The 4,294-nt window shown below is 63.0% G+C and carries 4 protein-coding genes; all 4 read right to left on the bottom strand.

All coding sequences use genetic code 11. The features are described from left to right. Positions 1 to 34 precede the first annotated feature (34 nt). Positions 35 to 895, bottom strand: coding sequence for a hypothetical protein (locus tag EN969_RS18965; RefSeq protein WP_024502664.1), 861 nt, complete (start codon positions 893 to 895; stop codon positions 35 to 37). Positions 896 to 1,282: 387 nt separating this feature from the next. Then, positions 1,283 to 1,615, bottom strand: a complete 333-nt coding sequence (locus EN969_RS18970; RefSeq protein WP_063168906.1) for a hypothetical protein — start codon at positions 1,613 to 1,615, stop codon at positions 1,283 to 1,285. 62 nt (positions 1,616 to 1,677) lie between these two features. Then, a complete protein-coding gene (locus EN969_RS18975; protein WP_013529834.1) occupies positions 1,678 to 2,526 on the bottom strand; it encodes an endonuclease/exonuclease/phosphatase family protein in 849 nt (282 codons plus the stop codon). 108 nt (positions 2,527 to 2,634) lie between these two features. Next, entirely contained in the window at positions 2,635 to 4,098 is a 1,464-nt protein-coding gene (locus EN969_RS18980) for a phosphatidylserine/phosphatidylglycerophosphate/cardiolipin synthase family protein (protein WP_024502662.1), read from the bottom strand. Positions 4,099 to 4,294: the final 196 nt, after the last annotated feature.

The following is a 4,294-nucleotide window of genomic DNA, read 5'->3' on the forward strand; positions in this document are numbered from 1 at the left end:
GTGCGGCATCCCCGTTACGGGGATGCCGCACCGATCAGCTTCCAGCCGGCGGAAAACAGGCATTGAAAGCGGTGTCGACGATGGCCAGTTTGGCCGCCTGGACTGTCATGTATTCCTGGTAGAATGTATTCGACACCCACATCACCGAATGGCCGCGCTGGCCGAGCCAGCCGATGCTGCCGAGATTCTCGGCAGCGCGCAGCTTGCGGGCCAGATGGGTCCGCGAGAGCTTGAGCCATTTGGCGAAATCTCCGATCGAAACCACGCTGGTCGGAATCTGGTCCAGGCCGGCGTGATCGGGGTCGATGCCCGACATCAGCCAGTCCATGACGATGCCGCCATTGTTGAGCCAGATGAACAGCGAAAAGGTCTGGTTGGGTTCGCGCACCGGCTTGGAGGCAAGCAGGCCGTCCGCCACCAGAGGCTGCAGCCCGGCAACCATCTCGGGGTGTTCGAGGAACCTGGCCAAGCGGTCAGCGCCGTCGAGGCGATCCAGCGTCCGCAGATGGGCAAGGACCCAGCCGGTAAAGGTCTGCACGGTTGCCGCCGTCGGCTGCAAAGGGTGCGTACGGCCGTCGCCACCCGACACATACTCGGCGATGTGGTAGTGCAGCATCTCCTTGATGAAAGCGTCCGCCGTGTTGCGGCTGGCGACCGCATGCTGGTGCACGAACTCGATGAACCGCGATACCGTCAGTTCCTTGCGGCGGTCGTGCGGATCGCGCCTGAAATGCATGGCGAGGCCGACATGACCCATTAGCCAACGCTGCTGCGTGGCGAAAATGGAAGCCAGGCGAGGGCTCTCCTCATAGATTCGGATCAGCGCCAGGGACTGTTCCTGAACGTAGCGATGCAACGCCGGATGGCCGGCAATATCTTCCAATTTCAGCGCCATCCTCCTGGTGTTCCGGTTCAACTCCAAAAGCCGAGTTGCGCTCCACATTTTTCAGCCTTCCACGGCTGTGTCCAGAGGCACCAAATGCGAAGAGCAAGCCCAACCCGAACACGGGTCGGGCAACGACCGGTCCATGGTGGGATCGGCTAGCCGATTGCCATGCCCTGGGAAGCGCGCCGGTGATCTGCGGCTTGACGAGGATGGTGGAGAGTGAGTTACCGGGCCAAGCGCAATCGCGACAAGATCAGCCAGGTAATCCAGCTGCGCGAACCGCGCCGCGCGTCAGTCGTCTGCAAGGCGTTTCCAACTGGTCCATGGCGGCATCTCTCGCCCCCCAATACGCGACCAACCGGCCGGCTTTCGCCGGCTGGTTGGTACGGATCGGGATCAGCCGCAGACGCGAACCTCTTCGATCACCCTGTGGTGGTGGCGCCAGTGCTTGACCAGTTCGATATGGCAGCGATGATGCCTGTGGTGGCGGCGATATTCGCCGTACCGGTATTCGCCATCGTCATACTGAACGTTCCGGTCGCCATCATACTGATTGTCGTAATAGCGATCCCGGTGGTGACGGCGAATAACGATCCCACTGTCGGAATCGTCGTCCGGCAAATATCGATCGTCGTCGGACTGGATGGTCACGCTTGCCGCTCGCGTCGGCGCAGTGATCGCCGCTGTCGCGGCCAATGCCAACAGGGAAGCCAGAATCAACTTCTTCATCTCGTCCTCCTACACGTTCAAGACATGGTAACTCGCGGAAGAACTGGGCGTTCCGACTAATTTTACACTCTTTGCGACGCGGGAGACATCAAGGCGTTATCGTCCACCCGCTCCAGGCGCACGAAAGCTGTCAGCGGCAGGTGGTCGGAGGCAACGCGTGAAAGCGGCGTGTCATGCGCGTCGATGGCGGCAATCATGCCATGCCGGTTGGCCATGATCCGGTCGAGCGCCAGCAGCGGCAGGTTCGACGGGAAGGTGGGGACCGCCGGCGGCTGCGGGCCGAACGTCGCATGCAGCGTGTTGAGAGCGGAGCGGTTGCCAAGCCGCCATTCGTTGAGGTCGCCGAGCAGCAGGGTCGGTCTTTCGTCCGGGCTGTTCATCAGGTCGAGCACGACGCGCGCCTGCTGGGAGCGGGAGCGGCGCAGCAGGCCAAGATGGGCGGCGATGATGCGCAGCGTCCGGCTTCCATCGAGGTCGATCTCCGCCACCACCGCGCCGCGCGGCTCCAGCCCCGGAAGCTTGATCTGGTGCACGTCGCGAACGACGCCCTTCTTGAACAGCAAGACGTTGCCATGCCAGCCATGGCCCTTGCCGGTGGCGGAAATCGGCACCGGAACCAGTCCGGTTTCCCGTTCGAGCCGGGGCAGGTCGAGAAGACCATCACGGTCGCCGAAGCGGTTGTCGGCTTCCTGCAGGGCAATGACATCCGGATCGATTTCGCGGATGACGCGGATGGTCCGGTCCGGATCGAACTTCCTGTCGACGCCGATGCATTTATGGACATTGTAGGAGGCAACCAGCGTGCCGGTGGTGGCTGTCGTCTTGAGTGCGGCGGCGTTAGCTTTCTGCATCCGGCGGTCACGAAGGGACAGAAGCATGCTTGCCGGGAGGCTGCGTCCAATTCTGTGCATCTGTGCTGCTCGTTCTCGCTGGCTTCAATTCAGAAGCCGGATACAGTCAAAATAGGCAATTTCGGCGTATGTTCCATGACAGACGAGTTCCTCAAGCGCACCTCCGCCTTAGAGATAGGGTGAACCGAGCCACAATGCCCGGTCGAACAGCCTGATTAGGAACGGCCGGGCTCGCAAGGCTTCCAGCGTTACCGGCACGGCGGAGGCAATCGCCGACCCGATCCGCGCCTCGATCTCGCTGGCAAAGCCGGCATCGAGCACCTCCAAGTCGATCTCGAAATTGAGCCGCAGCGATCGGGCGTCAAGATTGGAAGATCCGACATAGGCCCACACGCCGTCGATCGAAAGCAGCTTCGAATGGTCGAATGGTCCCTCGGTTCGCCAGACACGGCAATAGTGTTTGAGCACCTGATCGAACTGCGCCATCATCGCGCGGTCGACGAGGAAAAGATTGTTCACCGCCGGCACCACGATGTCTATCTCGACCCCGCGCCTGCCGGCGGTGATCAGGGCGCTGATCAGTTCCCGATCCGGCAGGAAATAGGGCGACATCACGCGTATGGACTTGCGGGCGACCGAGAACGCACCGATCAGCAGCTTGTGGTTGGTCTCGTTGCTGGCATCCGGGCCGGAAGCGACCGCCCGCACCATCATCGGTGCGCCTGGCGACGGCGACAGCGGGGCAATGCGCCAGGCGTCGCCCTTCAGCGCCTCGTTGGTGGCGAAGCGCCAGTCTTCGGCGGCGACCGAAAAGAGGTCGGCGACGATCGGGCCGGTCACCCGGAAATGTGTGTCCCTGGCGCTGTTGGAGCCGGCGAATTCGGCGGAGAAGCCTTTGCGGATGTTCATGCCGCCGGTGAAGGCGGCGATGCCGTCCACCACCAGGATCTTCCGGTGGGTCCTCAGATTGGCGTAGGGCAGGCGCAGGCCCATGACGATGTTGCCGTTGAAGACGTCGGCGGGGATGTTGGCCTCGCGCAAATGCCCCAGGATGCTCGGCACCGAGTAGCGGGCGCCGACGGCATCGATCAGCACGCGGACGGTGACGCCGCGCCGGACGGCGCCGGCCAGCGCCTCGACGAAGAGCAGGCCGACGGCGTCATTGTCGAAAATATAGGTCTCGAGCAGGACGCTGCGCTCGGCGCCGTCGATCGCCGCGCACATGGCGGCATAGGCCTCGTCGCCGGTCTCCAGCACATCGATTGCGTTTCCAGGGTTGAGCGCGCGCCGCGCCACCCTGTCGCCGAGTGTCCGCAAGCCCGTGAACCGTTGCCCGTATCGCTCGACGATCAGGGCCTCTTCGACAGCGACGTCGCGCTCATGCTTGGCGGACACCACGCCGTCGGCAAACGGGCGCTGGGCGGTGATCGTGGCACGGCGGATGCGATTGATGCCGGCGACGGCGTAGATCAGCACGCCGAGGATCGGGGACAGCACCATCACGCCGACCCAGCCGGTGGCGGCGCGCACATCTTCCTTGGTCATGACGGCATGGACGATGCCGACCGTCGCCATCACCACGGAGATGATCGCCAGAATTTGCGGCCAGTGAGTCGCCAGGGTCGCCAACATGCCGAGACTATCCAGCGAGCGGTTGCAGAAGGCAATGCGGCCGGTCCTGCCGCGCATTCGCCGGATGGTGGCATGCGGCCCTGGCCGAAGGTTTCGACCAGCCGCAGAGATTGATGGGTAGAAGCTTCCCAACGGACCCTGTTCAGAAGGACAAACCTGACCTAGCGGAAGCATAGAGCCTGGCAGCATCCTGTTC

This window comes from Mesorhizobium sp. M7A.F.Ca.CA.003.01.2.1, from assembly GCF_003998945.1.
In the GTDB taxonomy this organism is placed as follows: domain Bacteria; phylum Pseudomonadota; class Alphaproteobacteria; order Rhizobiales; family Rhizobiaceae; genus Mesorhizobium; species Mesorhizobium ciceri.